Source organism: Oleiphilus sp. HI0132 (assembly GCF_001635845.1).
In genome coordinates, this window is the sequence record NZ_LWGJ01000081.1 from 1 (window position 1) to 1156 (window position 1156).

The window sequence follows — 1156 nt, forward strand, 5'->3', positions numbered from 1 at the left end:
TAAAACGACTTAAATTGTTAGTAGGTCTTTACCCAAAGTCTGATCTGGTTGATGAAAGTATGTTCCGAATTGCCGAGACATATTTTGATTTGGGTATGTTTGATAAAGCTGAAGCGCAGTATAAGAAAGTACTGGCTTTTACAAAAGATTCTACCTTCCATCATAGAGCAAACTTTAAGTTAGGTTGGGCTGTTTTTAGACAGGACAGGTTTGCCGACTCAGCAGTTCATGCTAGTAAGGTATTAGATAAGTACCCTGAGCTAAGGAATGCAATCGGGTACGATACCTTGGGCCTCAAGGATCAAGATATTGTTGACGATACCTTCCGACTTTTCTCTACTATGTTTTCTCAAGACAGAAGCGGCGAGAGTATTGAGGTGCTACAACAGAGTATCGGGCATAAGGACTATGCATATTTGCTTTATGACTCCTTATTTCGATTCCACCTAAGATCTGAGCGATTTCGTGATGCGGGTCTCGTAGCCAGGGGCTTTACCGATAACTATCAAATGAATTTTGATGCTTATCGAATGGCACAAAATGAAATACAAACCTATCGTCGTGGTAATTTCGATATTCTAGAATGGGAAGCGAAAGAAAATTTTGTAAAGAATTTCGGTGTTCATAGCCCTTATTGGAAAACGCTTGAACCCTCTCAATTAGAGATTGTCAGACCTTTGCTTGTTGAGGCCCTAGATGAGTTGGCACACCTATATTATGTAAGAATGCAAACGGCTTACGCCAAAGACTCCGAAGTTAAGAGTGAGCCTGCTGAAATTTCAGCTAAAGCGTCAAGCTATTATGTATTTGGTAAGCAGGCTGCAGACTATTACGAAGAGCTGGTTCTCACGCGAGGTCAAGATCGCTATAGCGGTGAGAACCTTTACCTTGCAGCTGAGGCTGCATATAAAATTGGTGATTATCGTCGTGCAATTTCTCTATACGAACGTGCAGCTTATGAAAATGTTAGCCATCCAAAGGCAGTTCAAGCTGGCTATGCTTCAGTTCTGACATATGACGACATCAAAGTTTCAAATAGCGGCAATACCCAAGATCTCGGGCCATCTGATAAGCTACTTCGCAGAGAAGCGATTGAGCGTTTTGCTGCGCATTTTCCTATGGCTAATCAGACGGCAGGATTGTTGAACGACCTAGC

1 protein-coding gene is annotated in these 1156 nt (G+C 42.0%); it reads left to right on the forward strand.

Annotated elements, in window-relative coordinates; all coding sequences use genetic code 11:
• The coding region (locus A3766_RS01145; RefSeq protein WP_156508589.1) for a tol-pal system YbgF family protein at positions 1-1156 on the forward strand (1156 nt) is incomplete at both ends.